At 37.3% G+C, this 4,645-nt stretch carries 6 protein-coding genes; all 6 read right to left on the bottom strand.

Translation table 11 applies throughout. The annotated features are described in order from the left end of the window. Positions 1–62: 62 nt before the first annotated feature. Positions 63–794 carry a hypothetical protein gene (locus WMO38_RS14835; RefSeq protein WP_119218609.1) on the bottom strand — a complete coding sequence of 244 codons (732 nt, stop codon included), beginning with the start codon at positions 792–794 and terminating at the stop codon, positions 63–65. Between the two features lie 119 nt (positions 795–913). After that, entirely contained in the window at positions 914–1,561 is a 648-nt protein-coding gene (locus WMO38_RS14830) for a DUF6033 family protein (protein ID WP_349163195.1), read from the bottom strand. A gap of 119 nt (positions 1,562–1,680) precedes the next feature. Next, positions 1,681–2,253, bottom strand: coding sequence for a DUF6033 family protein (locus WMO38_RS14825; RefSeq protein ID WP_055288251.1), 573 nt, complete (start codon positions 2,251–2,253; stop codon positions 1,681–1,683). Positions 2,254–2,359: 106 nt separating this feature from the next. Continuing rightward, positions 2,360–3,319 (bottom strand): hypothetical protein, encoded by a 960-nt coding sequence (locus WMO38_RS14820; protein WP_252970362.1) that lies wholly within the window; start codon positions 3,317–3,319, stop codon positions 2,360–2,362. A 38-nt stretch (positions 3,320–3,357) separates the two neighbouring features. Beyond that, a complete protein-coding gene (locus tag WMO38_RS14815) occupies positions 3,358–3,741 on the bottom strand; it encodes a hypothetical protein (protein WP_349163194.1) in 384 nt (127 codons plus the stop codon). A 2-nt stretch (positions 3,742–3,743) separates the two neighbouring features. Continuing rightward, positions 3,744–4,645, bottom strand: a 902-nt coding sequence (locus tag WMO38_RS14810; RefSeq protein ID WP_118111264.1) for a hypothetical protein, incomplete at its 5' end; no start/stop codon positions are given.

Below are 4,645 nucleotides of genomic sequence, written 5' to 3'. Positions count from 1 at the left end.
CAACATTGTTCTGATAATAACTCTGTCCTACTCCACTAATAGCCATTTTTAATCCTCCTTTATCAGCACTTTTTCATAATATCCGATAGTTTGCTTGTTGCTGTTCCTTGTTTGTAATTTATACTTTTAAAGGCTACCAAAAACTTCTCTTTAGCCTGCTCCATTATTGATACTGCGGTTTTCTGATATTTTGTATCAAACATTTGAGCCTTATCTTGTGTTTTTACTTCATTTTGAGGGCTATTTCTACGGAAATACCATGAACTGTCTGCGTTTTCAAATGCTTTATTGGTTTGTTGACAGGTAATATATCCTTCTAAATTTGCCAGACGCATTTTAAAGGCTTCGTCCAATCCGGCTAAATCTTCGTCAAGTGTCAATGACCTTTTCCCCGTAAGTTCGTAGGAAACTTCACGATCTCCATTTTCATGTTCTTTTACGATTTCATTATAACGGGTTTCATATGTATCCATTATAGATTTCATCACATCTTCAACATTATAATTCCTGTCTTTTAATGTTAGGCTGCTAATATCCCGCATTGCGGTATAGTGTTCCCAAGCAACCTCATTTGTATTTTGTATTGTCAGTTCCCTGACATTGGTATAATCCGAATCAGGTTCAAATTTGCTTGCCATTTCCCGCAGCATATTTCTTCCTGCATCAGAAATAGAAAGATTTGCCGACTGCTTCACCATCTTTGAGATTGCTTCCCTAACAGTTGCTTCTCCCCGTATATAATTTGTAGTCGTTCCCAAATAATCATAATTATGTCCGACTCCATTAATAGCCATTTCCTAATTCTCCATTGTCATCAATTTTTTATATTGCCGCCCCTGTCCCCTTGCAATAAGTCCGGGCAGTCCGCAAAAGCAAAGGTTTATGCGCCTTGCGGAATATGAACAATTTCTCCTTATGCCTTTATATCAAAACTTGCCCCTGTCGGCGCAGATGTACCAGAAACCGCAGCTAAGAGGTTCTGCGTAACACTTTTTACATCAGTGCCAGTAGCCGATATTGTAAACGTTTCATCTTCTGTCAGCTTCTCCAACTGCGCTTTTTTCTCTGCCCGTCTCTTAGCTGCCTTTTCTTCTGAGATTTTTCTTTCCTCACGCTTTTTCAATAATCTTTCTTTTTGTTTCTTTTCCGCATTCAATATAGTTGAATTTTGTTTTGAACCACTGGTTCTTGTCATACCTCCGCAAGTAACAGAAGCATTCCCATCGGCATCTATTACAGTTGTAACACCATGTATCACTGCATTATCAGCTTTGGCTTGTGCAAACATTCTATTCTGTCCCGGTACTGCACCAGTTAAATTAAACTCTACTTTCTTGGCAAATTCCGGATCATTTGCCATTTTCTTTAGACATTCGCTAGAAAGATTTATTACCACTTTATTTTCATTTCCACTCATAAGACTGCTACCCGTATTAAAAGTAATCTCCGGGAACTTTTTACACAGTTTCTCATAAGCTTCCCTAACAGTTGCTTTTCCCCGTATATAATTTGTAGTCGTTCCGAAATAATCATAATTATGTCCGACTCCATTAATAGCCATTTCCTAATCCTCCATTGTCATCAATTTTTTATATTGCCGCCCCTGCCCCCTTGCAATAAGTCCGGGCAGTCCGCAAAAGCAAAGGTTTATGCGCCTTGCGGAATATGAACAATTTCTCCTTATGCCTTTATATCAAAACTTGCCCCTGTCGGCGCAGATGTACCAGAAACCGCAGCTAAGAGGTTCTGCGTAACACTTTTTACATCAGTGCCAGTAGCCGATATTGTAAACGTTTCATCTTCTGTCAGCTTCTCCAACTGCGCTTTTTTCTCTGCCCGTCTCTTAGCTGCCTTTTCTTCTGAGATTTTTCTTTCCTCACGCTTTTTCAATAATCTTTCTTTTTGTTTCTTTTCCGCATTCAATATAGTTGAATTTTGTTTTGAACCACTGGTTCTTGTCATACCTCCGCAAGTAACAGAAGCATTCCCATCGGCATCTATTACAGTTGTAACACCATGTATCACTGCATTATCAGCTTTGGCTTGTGCAAACATTCTATTCTGTCCCGGTACTGCACCAGTTAAATTAAACTCTACTTTCTTGGCAAATTCCGGATCATTTGCCATTTTCTTTAGACATTCGCTAGAAAGATTTATTACCACTTTATTTTCATTTCCACTCATAAGACTGCTACCCGTATTAAAAGTAATCTCCGGGAACTTTTTACACAGTTTCTCATAATATTCCTGCACTTTGTCCTTGCTGTTTGTCTTTACCTCCGTTGCTACATTAGTGTTTCACACTCTTATACTTCGAGAATTAATTGCTTTTTCATATCCTGTCATAAAACTCGCTATATTAAACAATTCCACCGTGCTTATATTGCTGTTCCCGAAGCTTATCCAACGATTTTGCTCCATCTGGGCTATACAAATCCAATAATTCCAAAAAATTACCAGACTCCTTACACCCATTCAATATCATACGCATACTATCCGCATCTTTACCGAATAACATACCCAACAGACTCATATCATACTGATTTTGACTATCACTTAATACTCCCTGCTGATGTAAATCCTCCATAAAACCATAAGAACGAACCTCGGAACCTATTCGCATCGCCACATTATATAAATCCGGATCAACAGTATGAAGATAATTTAGGTAGCGTGTCTCAATATTTCTATTGGGCGTGCCGCTCATCATCCAATTTGCTATATCTTCCAAAGATGCACCTATGGCAGCATCATCAATCAAATGCATCTGCCATCTTCCGCTTTCAGTCTTTGTAAAGGTATATTTTCCATCTTCCGAATACAATGTATTTGACCATGAATTTTTTGGAGCCGCCTGGTCTCTGACAAGCACTTCAAATGCATCCATTGCAACTCTGTCTAGGATACACTTTTTCTCATCTGTTGGTAATTCCATTTTCCCCAATGCTACTGCAGTTTGCACTAGTTCATAATCCGATATGTTTTCTCCATGATAAAAATAAGAATTTTGTTCTTTCAATTTATCAAATGATGCCGGTAGTTTTACTTCTGCCAACTGTTCTTTGGAAACCTCAGTCCAATCTTCTTTTTTCTTACTACCTGCGGTCTGCATCTGCACTCTCGGACCGTTTGTAATCTTTGTACCATATTTTGCATTTACCATATGTTCTGTTATTGTCACATGTGCAAACTGAAATAAACTCCTTTGGTTTCTTGTATTTCCGTAACCTTCAACTTTCACAGCATATGGAAATGATGACTTCGTATTCAAAACAGAGTAAGTACCTATATAAAATGTATTTGCCGCTTGTATTCTCATAATATAACCTCCAATCCAAACAGAAACAGCGTCTATTTTCACATTGCAGAATTCATACCATTCTTTACGGCATTATATTCCTTCCAGTAAATGGAATAGAATTCATCTTTTTTTGTAAGTTCTACCGGAGTCATTTCGTATCCCCAGCCGGCACCGGTATTTAACAATACATTCACGCCATGACTCTGAATTTGAACACCATAACCACCTGATGTTAAAATAGTGAATTTTAATGTTCCGCCTCCTGCCAGTGCAATCTGCTTGTCTGCAAGATTCTGATTTTTTCCCTCTGCCTGTTCCAAAAAATCCAGTAAGGTTAATTCTCCGATCCCTTTACATTTTGGATTGGCATTTTGATTTGCTGGTTTACTGTGTTTACATCTGTTACTGTCTTCATAGCTAGTCTCCAAACCCTTTTTCAACATTAAACGCCAAACATATGCTGCAATTTGTCCAGCATATTATTTACTCTGCCTTCAACAGCTTCTGGCTGATTCCTTAATTCATACCTGCTTCCATAGTAATCATTTAAACGGTCTTTCATCTCATTACAAAATAATTTTTGATCTGTTTTACCATTTAAAAACTGATTGCAGATACCACTTATCTCTTTCTTCTCATTTGTATAAAAAGCTGTCTCATCTGAGATTATTTCTGACTTGTACTTATAAGATTCTGTTTTGCTTCCAATTCCAACAACCATGTAATCTGGTGTCATTCTCTCCATGATGGAATTACGTGCTGAATCATTAAAATGAACATATTCGTCAATCATGTCTGAAAAACCAGCTTGAAATTGCTCTGGAACATACATTTCATTTACTTTCCTTAGCCCAGCTTCACTTGCACTTAACAAAAATACAGATTCATAAGAAGTTCCTCTATATCCCTCCTGAGCATTCAAAGAATCTACATCTGCTGTCATTGCATTAATCTTCTCTTTTAAATCTTTCATTTCATCTTCTGTCAAATATTCAGAAGCATTTTCGTCCAGCCATTTTTCAAAAACCTCTGACTGATTTTCCGAACAGCCTTCAAACGCACTTTGTTCTCCAGAAATGGAAGTTGCTTTCAAATCTAATTTGAATAAATTTTCACATTTATATTCTGCTGGTATCTCTCTTATCTCTCCCATAATAGATGAAAAATGCATTGTATGAAAATCCGATACCTTATTACGAGCAGTCTCAACTAACTTTCTTGCTGAATCACTGATTTTCACATCATCCTCCGAAATAATATTCTGAGGAACAGTTGTTTTCTTCTCAACCTTATTTTTTATCATCTCTGGATTATTAATATACCTATTTCCTTGAACTTTCATAG

Origin of the sequence: Lachnospira hominis (ex Hitch et al. 2025), assembly GCF_040096395.1 — a bacterium.
Lineage (GTDB): Bacteria > Bacillota > Clostridia > Lachnospirales > Lachnospiraceae > Lachnospira > Lachnospira hominis.
The sequence above is the reverse complement of the archived record's forward strand: the minus strand, read 5'-3'. Positions and strand labels throughout refer to the sequence as shown.